General features: G+C 73.8%; 5 protein-coding genes. All 5 read left to right on the top strand.

From position 1 onward, the window contains the following. The first annotated feature begins 8 nt into the window (after positions 1-8). The 5 genes from ACQUQD_RS18735 to ACQUQD_RS18715 are packed head-to-tail and all read left to right on the top strand — an operon-like array spanning position 9 to position 19,528. Entirely contained in the window at positions 9-5,228 is a 5,220-nt protein-coding gene (locus ACQUQD_RS18735; protein WP_428953252.1) for an amino acid adenylation domain-containing protein, read from the top strand. Continuing rightward, on the top strand, positions 5,225-16,165 hold the full coding sequence (locus ACQUQD_RS18730) for an amino acid adenylation domain-containing protein (protein WP_428953251.1): 10,941 nt from the start codon (positions 5,225-5,227) through the stop codon (positions 16,163-16,165). Before ACQUQD_RS18735 ends, ACQUQD_RS18730 begins: the two co-directional genes overlap by 4 nt. Further along, complete coding sequence (locus ACQUQD_RS18725; RefSeq protein WP_428953250.1) at positions 16,162-17,202, top strand: ornithine carbamoyltransferase; 1,041 nt, start codon at positions 16,162-16,164, stop codon at positions 17,200-17,202. The genes ACQUQD_RS18730 and ACQUQD_RS18725 overlap by 4 nt, the downstream gene beginning before the upstream one ends. Then, the gene (locus tag ACQUQD_RS18720) at positions 17,199-18,590 is read left to right on the top strand and encodes an MFS transporter (RefSeq protein WP_428953249.1); all 1,392 of its coding nucleotides are present in this window, start codon (positions 17,199-17,201) and stop codon (positions 18,588-18,590) included. The genes ACQUQD_RS18725 and ACQUQD_RS18720 overlap by 4 nt, the downstream gene beginning before the upstream one ends. Then, positions 18,587-19,528: a TauD/TfdA family dioxygenase gene (locus tag ACQUQD_RS18715; protein WP_428953248.1), complete on the top strand. Its 942-nt coding sequence runs from the start codon at positions 18,587-18,589 to the stop codon at positions 19,526-19,528. The genes ACQUQD_RS18720 and ACQUQD_RS18715 overlap by 4 nt, the downstream gene beginning before the upstream one ends.

Here is a 19,528-nt window from a genome sequence, read left to right as displayed (position 1 = left end):
AGCACCTGTTGAACGCCGCACAGTTGCCGGGGGAACCCCTGAGCGGAACTGTCCCGCCCACCCTGCCCGCGCTCTTCACCGCGCAGGCGGACCGCACGCCCGACGCGGCTGCCGTTCTGGACGGCCCACGCACGCTGACCTACCGGGACCTGGCCCGCGCCGCCGAGCGCACGGCGCGCTTCCTGCGCTCGCAGGGCGTGGGCCCGGGTTCCCTGGTCGGGGTGTGCCTGCCCCGGGGCGCCGAGCTGATCGCCGCCCTCCTCGGGGTGTGGCAGGCGGGGGCGGCCTATCTGCCGCTCGACGTCGGCCACCCGCACGAACGTCTCAGATCCCTGATCACCCAGGCCGGTGCCGACCTCGTGGTCACCACCGGCGCGCTGCGCGGGCCGCTCGGGGAGGACGGCCCGCGCGCGGTGACCACCGAGGAACTGTCCGCCGCCGACGAAGGGGCCGAGGCCGGCCCGGCCGACACGGTCACGGTCGACCCGTCCTCGCTCGCGTACACCATCTTCACGTCCGGCTCCACGGGGGCGCCCAAGGGCGTCCAGATCACCCACGAGGGCATCGCGGGCCGTATCGCCTGGGCCGTGCGCGCACAGCGCATCGCCGCCGGTGACCGGGTCCTGTTCAAGACGTCCGTCGGCTTCGACGCGGCGGGCTGGGAGATCTTCGCGCCGCTGGTCAGCGGGGCGAGCGTCGTCATCGCGCCGGACGGCACCGAGAAGGACGCCGCCGCCCTGCTGACGGCCGTCGCCGCCGGCGGTGTCACCGTCCTCCAGGTGGTGCCGTCCGTACTGCGCCTCCTGGTCGAGGAACCGTCGTGGGAGGGCTGCGGCGCGCTGCGCCTGCTCTGCTCGGCGGGCGAGCCGCTGCACGCCGAACTGGTCCAGCGGGTGCGGGCGTTGACCGGCCTTGCCGTGGAGGTCTGGAACACGTACGGCCCCACCGAGTGCTCGATCGACGTCACCGCCCATCGTGCCGACCCGGCGCAGACGGCGGGCCCCGTGCCGATCGGCCGGCCGCTGACCGGGATGCGGGTGCTCGTCCTCGCCGCGGATGGCAGCCTCGCGCCCAAGGGCGTCACCGGCGAGCTGTACGCGGGCGGCGCGGGCGTCGCCCGGGGCTACGCGGGCCGCCCCGACCTCACGGCGGAGCGCTTCGTGCCCGACCCCTACGGTCCGCCCGGCGCCCGCCTGTACCGCACCGGCGACCTGGTCCGCTGGAACGCGGCCGGCCTCCTGGAGTACCAGGGCCGCGCCGACGGACAGCTCAAGGTCAACGGCGTGCGCATCGAGCCCGGCGAGATCGAGGCCCAGCTCACCTCCCACCCCGAGGTCATCGGCGCGGCCGTCGTCGCGTTCCGCCCGGACGGCGAAGAGCACCGCATCGGCGCCGCGGTCACCACGCGCGGCGAGCTGACCCCGAGCGACCTGCGCAGGTTCCTGCGCACCCGGCTGCCCGACAGCCATGTCCCGTCCCTGTTCCGCACGTTCGACGAGCTGCCGCTGACGCCGAACGGCAAGATCGACCGCAAGGCCCTGGCCGCCGCCCTGGAGGAGGGCGACGACCTCACCGGACAGGGCGCCTACGTCGCCCCGCGCAACGCCGCCGAGGAGAAGGTCGCCGAGGTGTGGGCGACCCTGCTCGGCCGCGAGAAGATCAGCGCCACCGACGACTTCTTCGCCCTGGGCGGCACCTCCCTCCAGCTCACCCGGCTCGCGGCCCGGCTGCGCGCCACCGGTGTCACCCTGTCGATGCGCGGCCTGTTCAGCGCCACCACGGTGGCGGCGCAGGCCGAGCTGCTGGGCGCGCAGGACGGCGACAGCGCCCCGATCCCGGCGGTCGACCGCGCGGGCCGGCTGCCGCTGTCGTCGGGGCAGCGCAGGCTGTGGTTCCTGGACCGGATGAACCCCGGCAGCCGCGAGTGGGTCGCCCCGCTGATCCTGCGGCTGCCCGCCGCGACCACGCCGGACGAGCTCGGGTCCGCGCTGACCGCGCTCGGCGGCCGCCACGAGGCACTGCGCACCCGGTACGCCGACGAGGGCGGCGAACCGCGCCAGGTGATCGGTGCCGCGCACCCGGTGGAACTCCGGGTCGTCGACACCGGGCGCGAGCAGCTCGCCGAGCGCTTCGAGGAGCAGTTCGCGCGGGGCTTCGACCTGGCCACCGGGCCGCTGTGGCGGGCCCTGCTCGCCCGGATCCCCGGCGAGGACCACGTCCTGCTCGTCACCCTGCACCACATCGCCTGCGACGGCTGGTCCACGGTCGTCCTGGAGCGCGAGCTGCAGGAGCTGTGCGCCGCCGCCCGCGAGGGCCGCGAGCCCCAACTCCCGCCCGTCGCGGTGCAGTACGCGGATTACGCGGCCTGGCAGGCGGGGCGCCAGACCGAGGAGTTCGTCGCGGGCGAGCTGGCCCACTGGAGCGCCGCCCTCGACGGCATCGCCCCGCTGGACCTGCCCGCCGACCGTCCCCGGCCCGCCGAGCGCGACCCGCGCGGCGCGGTCGTGCCGGTCCGCGTCGAGCCGGAACTCGCCGCCGCGGTCGAGGAGTTGAGCCGCCGCAACGCCGCCACCCCGTTCATGACCCTGCTCACCGCGTTCGCGACGGTCCTGGCGCGCCAGACCGGGCGCTGGGACGTGCCCGTCGGCACGCCGGTCGCGGGCCGCACCCGTCAGGAGCTGTCCGGCACGGTCGGCTTCTTCCTCAACTCCCTCGTCGTGCGCTGCGGTCTGGGCGCCGAGCTGAGCTTCGAGGAGGCGCTGGGCCGGGTGCGGGCCGCGGCGACCGCCGCCTTCGCCCACCAGGAACTGCCCTTCGACCGCCTGGTCGACGAGGTGCAGCCGGAGCGCGACCTGTCGCGCACCCCGCTGTACCAGGTCGCCTTCGACATGCACAGCGAGGGCGTCACCAGCATCGCCACCGACGCCGCGGACCTGCGCGCCTTCGCCGAGGCGTGGACGGTCGCCAAGACGGACCTGTCGGTCTTCATCGGGCGCTCGGCGGACGGCTCCCTGGAGGGCGTCCTCGAGTACGCGGTCTCGCTCTTCGACGAGGCGACCGTGGTGCGGGTGCGGGAGCAGTTCATCCGCCTCCTCGAGGAGGTCACCGTCGACCCGTCGGCGCGCCTGGCCGAGGTGCCGCTGCTGTCCGACGCGGAACAGCGCCTGATCCGTACGGAGTGGAACGCGAGCGCCGCCGACTTCGGTGACGCGACCGTGTGCGCCCGCTTCGAGGAGCAGGCCGCCCGGACACCGGAGGCGCCCGCGATCGGCTTCGCCGGTGACGTCGTCACGTACGCCCAGCTGGACGCCCGCGCCAACCAGATCGCCCATCACCTGCGTGCCTCGGGCGTGGGCCCCGGTGCCGTCGTCGGCGTCCTCCTCGACCGCGGCCCGAACCTGGTCGCGAGCCTCCTCGGTGTCTGGAAGGCGGGCGCGGCGTACGTGCCGATCGATCCGTCGTACCCGGCCGAGCGCATCGCCTCCATGCTGGACAGTGCGGGCGCGGCCACGGCCCTCACGCACTCCGCCTACGCCGACCGCTTCGGTGACGGCGTCGACCTGGTCCTGGTGGACCTGCACGGGTCCGCGATCGATGCCCGGCCGCGGACCGCGCTGCCGCGCACGGACGACGGCGACGCCCTGGCGTACGTCATCTTCACGTCGGGCTCGACGGGCCGGCCGAAGGGCGTCGCGGTGACACATCGCGGCCTGGCCAACCATGTCGCCTGGGCCGCCCGGGACCTGGCCTCCCGTGGCACCCGCGGCGCGCCGCTGTTCTCGTCGGTCGCCTTCGACCTGGTCGTCCCCAACCTGTGGGCGCCGCTCGTCACGGGACAGCGGGTGCACACCATCGCGCAGGACACCGACACCGCCGACCTGGCGCGGGAGCTGGTGGCCGCCGGCCCGTTCAGCTTCATCAAACTGACGCCCGGACACCTGGAAGTACTGGCGGCCCGGCTGACCGCCGACGAGGCCGCGCACCTCGCGCCGGTGCTGGTGGTCGCGGGCGAGGCCCTCACCCGTACGACGGTCGAGCGGTGGCGGGCACTGGCCCCGGACACCGATCTCGTCAACGAGTACGGGCCGACCGAGGCCTCCGTCGGCACCTGTGTCTTCCCCGTGCCGTCCGGCGAGTCCGGTGAGGTCATGCCGATCGGGCGGCCGCTGCCGAACATGACCATGTACGTCCTCGACGCCCGGCTCGCGCTCGCGCCCATCGGCGTGCCGGGCGAGCTGTACGTCGGCGGCACGGGTGTGGCGCGCGGGTACGCGGGTCGCCCCGACCTGACGGCCGAGCGTTTCGTGCCCGACCCGTACGGGCCCGCGGGCGCGCGCCTGTATCGCACCGGCGACCTCGCCCGTACCCGCCCCGACGGCGCCGTGGAGTTCCTCGGCCGCCTCGACGACCAGGTGAAGATCCGTGGCTATCGCATCGAACCCGGCGAGATCCAGACCGTCGTCGCCGAGCACCCGGCGGTTCGTGAAGCGGTCGTGGTGGCGCGTCAAACGCCGGCTGGCGACCAGCAGCTCGTCGCCTACTACGTCCCGCGCGAGGACGCGGACGTGACCCCGGCCGAGGACCTCACCGCGCACTGCGCCGCCCGGCTGCCCCCCTACATGCACCCCGACCACTACGTCCCGCTGGCCGAGATCCCCCTCAACGCCAACGGCAAGACCGACAGGCGCGCCCTGCCCTCGCCGGACGCCTCCGACGCGGCGGCCCCGGCCGGCCGGATCGCCCCGCGCACACCCACCGAGGAGCGCATCGCGGAGATCTGGACCGAGCTTCTCTCGGTCGAGCCCGGCGTGACGGACAGCTTCTTCCACTCCGGTGGCAACTCGATCCTCGCCATCCGCCTGATCTCGCGCATCCAGGAGGAGTTCGACATCGACTTCACGGTGCGCGCCGTGTTCGAGGGCCCGACGGTCGCCCAGCTCGCCGTCGCCGTGGAGGACGCCGTCCGCGCGGAGATCGAAGCGGGCCTCGACGAGGAGGAACTGCCCGTGCCCTCGGGCCCGGAGGACCTCGACGACCCGTCGGAATCCGAGGACCCGTCCGGCCTGGCCGATCCCTCCGACCCCGAGGACCTGGTGGATCCCGATGATCCGTCCGGGTTCTCCGGACGGCCCGCCGGTCTCGACGAGCCGTCCGGCCTCGCCGCCCCGTCCGCCCTGCCCAGCCAAGCGATCAACGGCCTCGCGCCGGTGAAGGAGTTCACAGCATGAGCACCGGTGCCACCACGCCCCCGGGCACGGACACGGACGCCGCGCGCGACAAGCTCGTCGAGCAGCGGCTCGCCGGGCGACGCCGCGGGCGCAGAACAGGGATACCCAAGGCGGACCGGACCGCTCCGCTGCGCCTGTCGTACGGGCAGGAGCAGATGTGGTTCCTCAACCGCCTCGACCCCGACAGCACCCAGTACCTCGTCCCGCTCCTCGTCCGGCTGACCGGGCCCCTGGACGCCACCGCCCTGGCCGGCGCCTGGCAGCGGCTCACCGACCGGCACGAGATCCTGCGCACCCGCTACGCCCTGCACGGCGAGGAGCCGGTGCAGATCGTCTCCGCCCGCGAGCGGGTCACCCTGCCCGTCGAGGACCTCACGCCACTGCCCCGTGGCCGGCGCGAGGAGCGCGTCCGGGCGATCGTCACCGACGAGCTGTTCGTACCGTTCGACCTGGAGCGCGACCTGCCGGTGCGGGCCCGCCTCGTCCGGCTCGACGACGAGGAGCACGTGCTCGCCGTCGTCTTCCATCACATCGCCTGCGACGCCTGGTCCACCGAGGTCGTCGGCCGCGAACTCAGCGCCCTGTACACCGCCCTCGCCCGCGGCGAGGAGCCCGACCTGCCCGAGGTCGCCGTCCAGTACGCCGACTTCGCGGCCTGGCAGCGCGCCGAGATGTCCGGCGCCACCCTGGAGCGGCACCTCGACCACTGGAAGGGCGAGCTCGCGGGTCTCACCCCGATCGAGCTGCCCACGGACCGGCCGCGCAAGAGTGTCCGGGACGCCACGGGTGACACGGTCGCCTTCTCCGTACCCGCCGAACTCGCCGACCGTCTGGCCACGTTCGCCCGGGAGCGGGCCGCCACTCCGTTCATGGTCGTGCTCGCCGCGTTCCAGAGCCTGCTGGCCCGCCACACCGGCTCCGCCGATGTCACCGTGGGCACCGTGGTGTCCGGCCGCGGCCGCCCCGAGCTGCAGGGCATGCTCGGCTACGGCATCAACACCCTGGCGCTGCGCGGCAGATGGGACAGCGGCACCTCCTTCGGGGAGCTCGTCGCCGCCACCAAGGACACCGTCCTCGGTGCCTTCGACCACCAGGGCGTGCCGTTCGCCCGGCTGATCGACGCCGTGCAGCCCGAGCGCGACCTGTCCCGCAACCCCCTCTTCGACGTCGCCCTGACCATGCACGGCGAGCGGACCGGCTCCTTCGCCCTCCCGGGCGTCGTCGCCGAGCCGTTCCACGCCGAGGGCAACGCCGCCAAGTACGACCTCGACCTCCAGCTGCGCCAGGACGCCGACGGCACCCTGCACGGCCACCTGGAGTACGCCGTCGAGCTGTTCGACCGCTCCACCGCCGAGCGGCTGACCGGACACCTGGTCCGGCTGCTCGACGCGGCGACCGCCGACCCGGACGCCGACCTCGACCGGCTCTCCTTCCTCGGCGCGGACGAGGTCCGGCTGCTCACCCAGGGCGCGGCCGTCACCGGCGAGGTGACACGGACCGTGCACCGGGCCTTCGAGGAGCAGGCGGCCCGCACCCCGGACGCCGTCGCCGTGCACGTCGCCGGCGAGGAACTCACGTACGCCGAGCTCAACGAGCGCGCCAACCGCGTCGCCCACCACCTCATCGGCCTCGGCGTCGGCCAGGAGACCCTGGTCGGCGTCTGCCTGGAGCGCGGCACCGACCTGATGCCGGCCCTGCTCGGCGTGCTCAAGGCGGGCGGCGCCTATCTGCCGCTCGACCCCTCGCAGCCCGCCGACCGCATCGGCTACATGCTCGACGACGCCGGCGCCCCGGTCGTGGTGACCGAGCGCGCCCACGCGGAGCTGCTGTCCGGCCTGCACGACGGGCCGCTCCTCGTCCTCGACACGGCGGAGGGCCGCGCCGCCCTCGCCGCCGAGCCGGCCGGTGACCCGGCCGCGCGCACCGACGCCGACAGCCTGATCTACGTCATCTACACCTCGGGCTCCACGGGCCGCCCCAAGGGGGTCGGCCTCACCCACGCCAATGTGCACCGCCTGTTCACGGTCACCGCACGGCAGACGGAGTTCCGCACCGACGACGTGTGGACGCTGTTCCACTCCTACGCCTTCGACTTCTCCGTGTGGGAGATGTGGGGCGCGCTGCTGCACGGCGGCCGCCTCGTCGTCGTGCCGAAGGAGGTGTCGCGCGACCCGTCCGCCTTCCTCGACCTGCTGGTCGAGCAGCGGGTGACCGTGCTCAACCAGACGCCGTCCGCGTTCCGCGCCCTGGTCACCGCCGCCCGCGAGGGCGACCCGCGCGTCGACGCACTGGCCCTGCGCACCGTGGTGTTCGGCGGCGAGAAGCTGGAGGTCGCCGATCTGCGGCCGTGGGCCGCCCGGCTGGGCCTGAGCGCCCCGACGCTCGTCAACATGTACGGCATCACGGAGACCACCGTGCACGTCACGTACTACGTCCTCGACGAGGACGACCTGGCGCAGGGTTCCGTCAGCCCCGTCGGCGTGCCCCTCGACGACCTCGCCGTCCGCATCCTCGACGCGCACGGCAACCTGGCGCCGATCGGGGTGCCCGGCGAGATCCACGTCGCGGGCCGCGGGGTCGCCCGCGGCTATCTGGGCCGCCCCGCGCTGACCGCCGAACGGTTCGTGCCGGACGAGTTCGGTGCGCCGGGCGACCGCCTCTACCGCAGCGGCGACGTCGCGCGGCGCCTGGCCGACGGCAGCCTGGAGTTCCTCGGCCGCAACGACGCCCAGGTCAAGATCCGCGGCTTCCGTATCGAGCTCGGCGAGATCAACGCCGCGCTCACCGGGCAGGACGGCGTGCGCGACGCCGTCGTCCTGGTCAGGGAGGACACCCCGGGCGACAAGCAGCTCGTCGCCTACGTGGTCCCCGCCGACGGCGCCGCCGCCGCGGACACCGCCGGCCTGCGCGCCGCGCTCGCCCGCGACCTGCCCGAGTACATGATCCCGGCGACGTTCGTCACCCTCGGCGCGCTCCCGCTGACCGTCAACGGCAAGCTCGACACCAAGGCCCTGCCCGCGCCCGCCGCGCGCGTCGCCGGAGCCGAGTACACCGCACCGCGCACCGATCTGGAGCAGCGCACCGCCGCGATCTGGGGCGAGGTCCTCGGTGTCGCCGAGGTCGGCGTCCACGACAGCTTCTTCGACCTCGGCGGGCATTCGCTGCGCGCCATCAACCTGGCGGGCCGGCTGCGGGAGGCCGGGCTCGACGTCAGCGTCCGCGACCTGTTCGAGCACCGCACCGTGGCCCTGCTGTGCGAGCAGCTCGCCGACCGGGCGCCGGTCACCGCGACGCACGGCGTGCGCCCCTTCGCGCTCGTCACCGACGAGGACCGGGCCCGGCTGCCCGAGGGCCTCGCCGACGCCTACCCCATGTCGCAGGTCCAGCTCGGCATGGTCGTCGAGATGCTCAGCGACAGCGCCCGCCACCCGTACCACAACGTCACCTCCTTCCGGATCCCCGACAGCCGCTCCTTCGACGTCGAGGCGCTGCGCGCGTCGGTCGCCTCGGCCGTCGCCCGGCACGAGGTACTGCGCACCTCCTTCGACCTCAACTCCTATGCCGTACCGATGCAGTTGGTGCACGAGAACGTCGAACTGCCGGTGCAGGCACGCGATCTGCGCGGCCTGGACGACGAGGCGGTGCGGGACGCGCTGCGCGCCTTCACCGAGGAGGAGCGCTCGCGGCTGATCCCGCTGGACAGCGCACCCCAGCTGCGTCTGTACGGCACCGCCTGCGACGACGGCAGCTGGTGGCTGACGATCACCGAGTGCCACGCGATCCTCGACGGCTGGAGCCACCACTCCCTCCTGATGGAGATCGTCGAGGGCTACCACCGGGCCCGCGACGGGCAGCCGGTGGACGCCCCGGCCGCGCCCGCCGTGCGGTTCGCGGACTTCATCGCCGCCGAGGTCGCCTCGCGCGAGACCGGCGACGACCGCGCCTACTGGACCGGCATCATCGAGGGCCATGCGCCGTTCGCGCTCCCCGAGGCCTGGGCCGGCGACGGCGTCGCGGGCGCCCCGCACCGCGTCAAGGTCCCCTTCCACGACCTGGAGGACGGGCTCCGCGCCCTGGCGTCCACGGCCGGGGTGTCCCTCAAGAGCGTCCTGCACGCCGCCCACCTGAAGGTGCTGAGCACGGTCACCGGCGACGAGCGCTTCTTCACCGGCCTGGTGTGCAACGCCCGTCCCGAGGCCCTCGGCGCCGACGGCCTGTACGGCATGCACCTCAACACGCTGCCGTTCGCCTTCGACGGCGCCCCGGACACCTGGCGCGACCTCGTGCGACAGGTCTTCGAGCGCGAGGTCGAGCTGTGGCCGCACCGCGGCTACCCGATGCCCGACATCCAGCGGGAGGCCGAATCCGGCGCGGCCGGTCAGCGTCTGGTCTCCGTGCGCTTCAGCTACCACGACTTCGACCAGGTCGACCGCGCACAGGTCGACTACCTGGCGAGCATCGACGACAGCCCCACCGAGTTCCCGCTCGGCGTCTCGGCCCGCCTGGGCCACCTCTTCCTGACGGGCGGCCGCAAGCACGTCTCCGCGCAGGCGCTGGAGCGCCTCGCGGGCACGCTGCGCGAGGTCCTCGTGGCGATGGCCACGGACCCGGACGGCGACGCCCGGGCCTCGTACCTCCCGGACGCGACACGGAAGGTGCTCCGTCAGCAGGGCACGGGCGAGAGCGCCGACTTCGGTGACGCGACCGCGTGCGCCCGCTTCGAGGAGCAGGCCGCCCGCACACCGGACGCGCCCGCCGTGTCACTCGGCTCGACGACATGGACGTACGCGGAACTCGACGCCCGCGCCAACCGGATCGCCCATCACCTGCGTGCCTCGGGCGTGGGCCCCGGTGCCGTCACCGGTGTGCTCCTCGACCGCGGCCCGGACCTGGTCGCGAGCCTGCTGGGCGTGTGGAAGGCGGGCGCGGCGTACGTGCCGATCGATCCGTCGTACCCGGCCGAGCGCATCGCCTCCATGCTGGACAGCGCGGGCGCGGCCACGGCCCTCACGCACTCCGCCTACACCGACCGCTTCGGCGACGGCATCGGCGTACTGGCCCTGGACCGGGACGAGTCGGCGGTCGCCACCCGCCCCGCGACGCGCATCGAGCGCACGGACGACACCGACACCCTCGCCTATGTCATCTTCACGTCGGGCTCGACGGGCCGGCCGAAGGGCGTCGCGGTGACACATCGCGGCCTGGCCAACCATGTCGCCTGGGCCGCCCGGGACCTGGCCTCCCGTGGCACGACCGGCGCGCCGCTGTTCTCGTCGGTCGCCTTCGACCTGGTCGTCCCCAACCTGTGGGCGCCGCTCGTCACGGGACAGCGGGTGCACACCATCGCGCAGGACACCGACACCGCCGACCTGGCGCGGGAGCTGGTGGCCGCCGGCCCGTTCAGCTTCATCAAGCTGACGCCGGGGCACGTCGACGTGCTTGCCTCGCAGCTGACACCGGAGGAGGCCGCCGCGCTCGCGCCGGTGCTGGTGATCGCCGGTGAGGCCCTCACCCGTACGACCGTGGAGCGGTGGCGGGCGCTGGCCCCGGACACCGATCTCGTCAACGAGTACGGGCCGACCGAGGCCTCCGTCGGCACCTGTGTCTTCCCCGTGCCGTCCGGCGAGTCCGGCGAGGTCATGCCGATCGGGCGGCCGCTGCCGAACATGACCATGTACGTCCTGGACGCGCGGCTCGACCAGGTCGCGGTGGGTGTACCGGGTGAGCTGTACGTCGGCGGCACCGGTGTGGCGCGCGGGTACGCGGGCCGCCCCGACCTGACGGCCGAGCGTTTCGTGCCCGACCCGTACGGGCCCGCGGGCGCGCGCCTGTATCGCACCGGCGACCTCGCCCGTACCCGCCCCGACGGCGCCGTGGAGTTCCTCGGCCGCCTCGACGACCAGGTGAAGATCCGTGGCTATCGCATCGAACCCGGCGAGATCCAGACCGTCGTCGCCGAGCACCCGGCGGTGCGCGAGGCGGTCGTCGTCCCGCACGAGACGACGACCGGCGACATCCAGCTCGTCGCGTACTACGTCCCGTCCGGCGCGGACACGTCCGTGGCGGAGCTCGCCGAGCACACGGCCGCCCGGCTGCCCGACTACATGATCCCGGCGACCTACATCGCCCTCGACGAGATCCCCCTCAACGCCAACGGCAAGACCGACAGGCGCGCCCTGCCCTCGCCGGACGACACCGACCTCGCGAGCGGTACGCCCCACGTCGCGCCCCGCACCATCACCGAGGCACAGGTCGCCGCGATCTGGGCGCAGGTCCTCGGCCTGGAGCGGGTCGGCGTCCTGGACGGCTTCTTCGACCTGGGCGGGCACTCCATCCGCGCGGTCGCCCTGGTGGGCGCCCTGCGCGCGGCCGGGTTCGACGTCGGCGTGCGGGAGGTCTTCGAGTACCGCACGGTCGCCGAGCTGAGCGAGTTCCTCACCGGGCGCCCGGCGCCGGCCGAGACCGCCCCGCCGGTCGAGCCGTTCGCGCTGCTCGCCGACGAGGACCGCGCGCGCCTGCCCGAGGGCGTCGTGGACGCGTACCCGATGTCGCAGGTCCAGCTCGGGATGCTCGTGGAGATGCTGGCCGACGACGAGAAGCGGGTCTATCTCAACGTCGCGTCGTTCCGCATCACCGACGGCACCCCGTTCGACGCGGACGCCCTGCGCGGCGCCCTCGACGTGGTCACCGGGCGGCACGAGATGCTGCGCACCTCCTTCGACCTGGACGCCTTCACCGCGCCGCTCCAGATCGTCCACCCGACGGCCCGGATCCCGCTGGCGGTCGAGGACCTGCGCCGGCTGTCCGACGGTGCCCGCGAACTGCGCGTGCGGGACATCATGGGCGAGGAGCGGACCCGGGGTCTCGACCTCGCGGCCGCGCCCCTGCTGCGCATGACCGCACAGGTGGAGGCCGACGACTCCTGGCGCCTCGTCGTCACCGTCTCCCACGCCATCACCGAGGGCTGGAGCCACCGTGCCCTCCTGATGGAACTCCTCGACGTCTACCGCGCCCTGCGCGAGGGCCGCGCCCCGGCGCCCGTCGAGGCACCGCCCGTGCGCTACGCCGACTTCATCGCGGCCGAACTGGCCTCCCTGGACTCGGCGGACGACCGGCAGTACTGGCAGGACGTCATCGGCCGGTACGCACCGTTCGCCCTGCCCGCCGGCTGGGCCGGCGACACCGCGGAGCCGGCCGAGAAGTACCGGCTCGCCGTGCCCGTGCACGACCTGGAGCCGCGGCTGCGCGCCCTCGCCACCCAGGCGCAGGTGTCGTTCAAGAGCGTGCTGCTCGCCGCGCACCTGAAGGTGATGAGCACCCTCACCGAGGAGGACGGCTTCTTCAGCGGCCTGGTGTGCAGCGCCCGCCCCGAGTCACCCGGCGCGGAACGCGTCTACGGCATGTACCTCAACACCCTGCCGTTCGCCTTCGACCGCACCGCGGGCACCTGGACGGACCTGGTGCGCCAGGTCTTCGCCCGCGAGGCCGAGGTCTGGGACCGCCGGCGCTTCCCGATGCCCGTCATCCAGCGGGACGCGGGCACCGGACGCCTGCTCCGGGTCCGGTTCAGCTACCAGGACTTCGACCACGTCGACGACAAGCTCGTCGACGCCGGGGCCAGCGGCGGCGAGGGCGGCACCGAGTTCGCGCTCGCGGTCTCCGCCGTCTCCGGGCACCTGCTGCTGACCACCCACACCCACGCCCTGGCCCGCGCGCAGGGCGAGCGTCTGACCGCCCTGTACCGGCAGGTCCTGGAGTCCATGGCCGCAGACCCGCGGGGCAGCGCCCAGGACACCCACCTGCCCGCAGCGGAACAGGAGTGGCTGCTCGCCCAGAACGACACCGCCCGGGACTTCCCGGACCTCACCGTCCTGCAGCGCTTCGAGGAACGGGCCGCCCGCACTCCCGACGCCCCCGCCGTACGGCACGGCGACGCCACCGTCTCGTACGCCGAACTCGACGCCAGGGCCACGCGGTTCGCGTACCGGCTGCGCGCGGCGGGCGTCGGCGCCGAGTCCACGGTCGGCGTGCTGCTCGACCGCGGCCCGGACCTGCTCGCCACCCTGCTCGCGGTGTGGAAGGCGGGCGGCGCCTATGTGCCGATCGACCCGTCGTACCCGGCCGAGCGCATCGCCGCCATGTGCGACAGCGCGGCCGCCACGCTCGCCGTGACGCAGGAGGACCGCGCGGACCGCTTCCCCGGCACCGTGCCGGTCCTGGACGTCGCCGAACTCGCCGACAACAGAGGCGAGTTCGGGGCCGTGGCCCGCGTCGACGACCCGGAGCGGCTCGCCTACGTCATCTTCACCTCCGGCTCCACCGGGCGGCCCAAGGGCGTCCAGGTCCCGCACCGGGGCCTCGCCAACCATGTGGCCTGGGCGGCGGACGAGCTCGCCGCGCGGGGCACGGGCGGCGCGCCGCTGTTCTCCTCGGTCGCCTTCGACCTGGTCGTCCCCAACCTGTGGGGACCGCTCGTCACCGGTCAGACCGTGCACATCGTGGCGCAGGACACGCTGCCCGCCGACCTGCCGGCCGCGCTGCTCGACGGCGGCCCGTACAGCTTCATCAAGCTGACCCCGGGCCACCTCGACATCCTCACCGAGCAGCTCACCACCGAGCAGGTCGACCGGCTGAGCCGGGTCTACGTCGTCGCGGGCGAGGCCCTGCCGGGCAGCACCGCGAACCGCTCGCTCGAAGTGCTCGGCTCCGGCCGCATGATCAACGAGTACGGCCCGACCGAGGCGTCCGTCGGCTCGACCGTCCATCCCGTCACGGACCACGTCGCCCTCGACGTCGTCCCCATCGGGCGGGCGCTGCCGAACATGACGACGTACGTCCTCGACGCGGCGATGCGGCCGGTGCCGGCCGGCGTCCTCGGCGAGCTGTACGTCGGCGGCACGGGTGTGGCGCGCGGGTACGCGGGTCGCCCCGACCTGACGGCCGAGCGTTTCGTGCCCGACCCGTACGGGCCCGCGGGCGCGCGGCTCTACCGCACCGGCGACCGGGTACGGCTGCTCGCGGACGGGAACATCGAGTTCCTCGGCCGCCTCGACGACCAGGTGAAGATCCGCGGCTACCGCGTCGAACTCGGCGAGGTGCAGGCCGTGCTGGCGGCCCACCCGGCCGTCCGGGACGCGGTCGTCGCGGTCCACGAGCCGACCCCCGGCGACAAGCGCCTCGTCGCCCACCTCGTGCCCGCCGAAGGACAGCGGCTCCCGGACGCCTCGGCCCTCGCCGACGACTGTGCCGCGCTGCTTCCCGAGTACATGGTGCCCTCGGCGTTCGTCACCCTGGAGGCCATCCCGCTCAACGCCAACGGCAAGGTCGACCGCAAGGCCCTCGCCGCCCCCGACCGCTCGGCGATGCGCTCCGGCCGCGACTTCGTGGCGCCGCGCACCGACACGGAGCGGATGCTCGCCAAGATCTGGTCCGAGGTGCTCGGTGTCGACGAGATCGGCGTGCACGACGAGTTCTTCGAGCTGGGCGGACACTCGATCCTGATGATCCAGGTGCTCGCGGCGGCCCGCCGCGAGGGCCTCGCGGTCTCGGTGTGGCGGATGTACCAGCACGGCACGCTCGTCGACCTCGCCGCGGCGATCGACGAAGACGTTGCTGCCGCCGCCGCCGCTGCCGCCGCCGAGAAGGCCGCCGAGGCCGCCGCCGCGGCGCCCGCACAGGTCGAGGTCCCGGCCGAACTGCTCGCCTCGCTCCTCGAGCGGGCCGCGGGCGGCGACGCCGGACGCCTCGCCGACGGGCCGCTCGCGCAGGTCGCGGCGCTGCTCGGGAAGGAGACCAGGACCCAGGAGACGGTTGCCCTCGACGACCTGGAGTCCCTCATGGCCGAGCACCAGGTGCCCGGCGTGAGCCTGGCCCTGCTCGGCGCCGACGGATCGGTGCGCACCCACGCGGCCGGCGTCCTGTCGGTGGACGGCGAGCAGCCGGTCACCCCGGACACCCTGTTCCAGGTCGGCTCGATCAGCAAGCACGTCACGGCGTTCGCGACGCTGCGGCTCGTGGCCGAAGGACGTATCGCCCTGGACGACCCCATCGACACGCACCTGACGTCCTGGCACCTCGACGAGCTCGACTCCGCGCCCGGCGCGGTGACGCTCCGGCATCTGCTCGGGCACACCGCCGGCCTCGCCCGGCACCGCAGCGTCGGCTTCGCGCCGGGCGGCGAAGTGCCCACGCTGAGGGACCTGCTGGAGGGGACCGGGGCCGTCTCGACGCCGCGGGTGCGGCGTCAGCTGGTGCCCGGCTCCACGTTCCGCAAGTCCAGCACCCACTACTGGGTCCTCCAGCAGCTCCTCGAGGACGTCACCGGTGAGGCGTTCCAGGACCTCGCGCACCGCCTGGTCCTCGCGCCGCTGGGCATGACCGGCAGCAGCTTCGACCAGACCTTCCCGCGGACGGCCGGACGGCCGGTGGCGCTCGGCCACCACGTCAAGGGCGTCGCCATGGAAGGGGGCTGGCGCGAGCGCGCCCACCTCGCCGCCGCCGGACTGTGGACGACGGCCGGGGACATCGCGAAGCTCGCCCGGCAGGTGCGGGCCTCGCTCCTGGGCCACGACGGAGCCCTGCTGCCCCGCGCCGTCGCCCAGGAACTCCTCGCCACCCACCCGGGCAGCTTCTACGGGCTCGGCACCATCGTCGACGACTCCGGCAGCGACGCCGAGTTCGGGCACGGCGGCGAACCCGCCGGGTACTGGAACCTGTCGCTCTCCCACCTGGGCAGCGGTGTCGGCCTGGTCGCCCTCACCAACTCCGACAGCGGAAAGGGCGTCGTCAAGCATCTGACCGCCCGCCTCGGCAGGGCCGAAGAGGCATTCGGCAAGGGCGAGTTGATGGCCGAGTGGGCGGCCGCGGGCACCGGTTCCGCCGCCCCCGCCGACCACCCGCTGCTCAGCCCCGTCGTCACCGACGAGGAGCGCGTATGACCGCATCCGGCAGCCAGACACGCCACCCGCGACCGGCCACCCCCACCCAGGAGGACCCTGTGCACCACCCCCGCACACGCCACCTCATCTCCATCGACGACCTCACCGACGACGACCTGCGCACCCTCGTGGCCGACGGCGTCGCCTTCAACCAGGCGGCCCAGGCGGCCGGGCGGACCGGGGCGGACCGCGCGGCCGGGCCTCTCCAGGACCAGGTCGTCGGGATCTACTTCAGCAAGACGTCCACCCGTACCCGTACCGCCTTCTCCAGCGGCGCCCTGCGCCTGGGCGCCTCACTGATCACCTACGGTCCGGGCGACCTCCAGCTCAACACCGGCGAGACCAGCGAGGACACCGGCGCCGTGCTCTCCCGGATGCTCGACGTCCTCGTCGCCCGTACCGCGGGCGACGAGGCGGAGATGCGGGCCTGGGCGAGCCAGCGGCGGATGTCCGTGGTCAACGCGATGAGCGCCGGCGAACACCCCACGCAGGCCCTCACCGACCTCACCACCCTGAGCCTGCGCTTCGGCCGCCTGGAAGGGCTGCGCGTCCTGTACGTGGGGGAGGGCAACAACTCGGCGTCCGCGCTCGCCCTCGCCCTCAGCCGCTTCCCCGGCACCGAGCTGGAACTGCGCACCCCGCCCGGCTACGGGCTCGACCCGGCCTACCTGGCCCGCGCCCGGGCGCACGCCGCCCGCAGCGGGGCGAGCGTGCGCGAACGGCACGACATGGAGGACCTGCCCGGCGGCTTCGACGCGATCTACACCACGCGCTGGCAGACCACGGGCACCACGAAGGCCGAACCCCACTGGCGCGACGTGTTCGCGCCGTTCCAGGTCGGCGCGCGGCTGTGGGAGGCGAGCCCCAAGGCGGTGTTCCTGCACGACCTGCCCGCGCACCGCGGCGACGAGGTCACCGCCGAGGTGCTCGACGGGCCGCACAGCATCGCCTTCGACCAGGCCGAGAACAAGATGCACAGTGCGATGGCGGTCCTGAAGTGGTGCCGAGCGGGCGGCCCGGCCGCACCGGGAGAGTGAGCGTCACCGACGACCGGACGGCCCCCGCCGACGCGCACGCGAAGGGGGCCGGCCCGGTCCCGCTGCGGCGCAACCGCGACTTCCTGATGCTGTGGTCCGGCGCCGGGCTCACCCTGCTCGGCTCCCGCGCCACCTCCGTCGCCTACCCGCTGCTGCTGATCTGGTCCACCGGATCGGCGGCAGCGGGGGCGGTGGCCGGATTCGCCGCCCAGCTCCCGCAATTGATCGTGCAGTTGCCCGCGGGAGCGCTCGTCGACCGGTGGAACCGGCGGCTGACGATGCTCGTGTGCAGCGCGGGCTGCGTCCTCTCCACGGCGAGCGTGGTGGCGGCGGTCGCGGCAGGCCACGTCCACCTCGCCCACCTGGCCGCGGCCTCCTTCGTCGAGGGCTCCCTGATGGTCTGCTACCGGCTCGCCGAACGGGCCTGCGTCCGGCACGTCGTCCCGGCCGCGCAGCTGACCGCCGCGCTCTCCGGGAACGAGGCACGGGGGCGGGCCGCGGGCCTGATCGGGCAACCGCTCGGCAGCGCCGCGTTCGCCGCGGCGCGGTGGTCGCCGTTCCTGCTCGGGAGCGTCGCGCACGTGCTGTCGCTGCTCGCCGTCCTGCTGATCAGAAAGCCGTTCAGCAGCAGGCCGGCGGCGGCCCGGCGCAGGCTCGGCCCGGAGATCGCCGAAGGGCTGCGCTGGCTGTGGCGGCGGCGTTTCCTGCGCAGGATCACGCTGCTGATCTCCGGCAGCAACGTCGTCTTCCAGGCGCTCGCGCTGCTGCCCGCCTTCGTCCTGTACGAGGACGGGCTCTCCCCCGCGACGGTCGGGGTGATCGCGGCGATCAGCGGGGCGGGCGGCGCCGTCGGCGCCCTGTGCGGCGGCTGGGGCATGCGCCGGATCGGCCTGGTCGGACTGATCCGCGGGGCGCTCCTGGTGTGGGCGCTGCTCGTGCCCGCACTGGCCCTGACCCGGTCGCCGCTGCTCCTCGGGGCGCTGCTCGCCGGGATGAGCCTGGTGGGCGGCGCCGTCAACGTGGCCGGCGGCGTCCACCAGGTGCGCACCACCCCCGACGCCCTCCAGGGGCGCGTCAACAGCGCGCTCCAGCTGGCCGGTTCGGGCGCCAACGCGCTGGGCGCCCTCGCCGGGGGAGTGCTCCTCGACTCCCTGGGGGCGGGCCGCACCGCCGTCCTCCTGGGCGCGGCGATGGGCGCCCTGGCGCTCGTCGCCGTGGCCTCCGCGCTCCCCCGGCTCCTCGCGGCCGAGGAACTGCGGACCCGCCAGGACCAGGACCCGGCACACGACGCACACGACGCACACGACGCACACGACCAAGAAACAGCCCAAGCAGAAGCACAAGCAGAAGCACAAGCAGAAGACCGAGAAGGAGAACGCACTCCATGAACGCGACCCCCAGCTGGACCCCCCTGGTCATCACCCCGCAGAGCGCCGGGGTCGAGGCCTCGGCCGCAGGGCTGCTCAAGGTGATCGGGGACACCGCCACCATCGACGACCAGCTCGTCAAGGAGAAGGCGCTGATCTTCCGCGGCTTCGGCGTCACCCAGGAGGAACTCGACCCGGTCATGGACGAGTTGCTGCCCAACCGCCTCGCCTACGTCCACGGCAACTCGCCGCGCACCAAGGTCGGCAAGAACGTCTACACCTCGACGGAGTACCCGCAGGAGTTCACCATCTCGATGCACAACGAGATGTCGTACGCCCACGCGTGGCCGGCCCGGCTGCTCTTCTTCTGCCAGAAGGCCGCCGAGACCGGTGGCGCCACCCCGGTCACGGACTCCGCGCTCTGGTTCCGGTCCCTGGACCCGGAGGTCAGGGAGGCGTTCAAGGACGGCGTCTGCTACCAGCAGAACCTCCACGACGGCTACGGCCTCGGCAAGAGCTGGCAGGACACCTTCGAGACCACCGACCGCGCCGAGGTCGAGGCCTTCCTCGGCACCACCGGCGCCCAGTGGGAGTGGAAGCCGGACGGTTCGCTGCGCGTGCGCCAGATACGGCCCGCGACCGCCCAGCACCCGGTGACCGGCGCCGAGGTGTGGTTCAACCAGTCCGACCAGTGGCACCCGGCGGGCCTCGGCGACGACACCGCCGCCGCCCTCGCCCAGATCCTGCCGCCGGAGGAACTGCCGCAGTCCGTCACGTTCGCCGACGGCACGCCCATCCCCGACGCGTACGTCCTCCAGATCCGCGACCGCGGCCTGGACGCCGCTGTCGACTGCGACTGGCGCACCGGCGATCTGATGCTCATCGACAACATGCTGGTCTCGCACGGCCGCCGGCCCTTCACCGGGACCCGCCGCGTGCTCGTCGCGATGTCCGACTGA

This window comes from Streptomyces sp. cg35 (assembly GCF_050410835.1).
Classification (GTDB): Bacteria; Actinomycetota; Actinomycetes; order Streptomycetales; family Streptomycetaceae; genus Streptomyces.
This window is presented reverse-complemented; position numbering and strand designations above follow the sequence as displayed.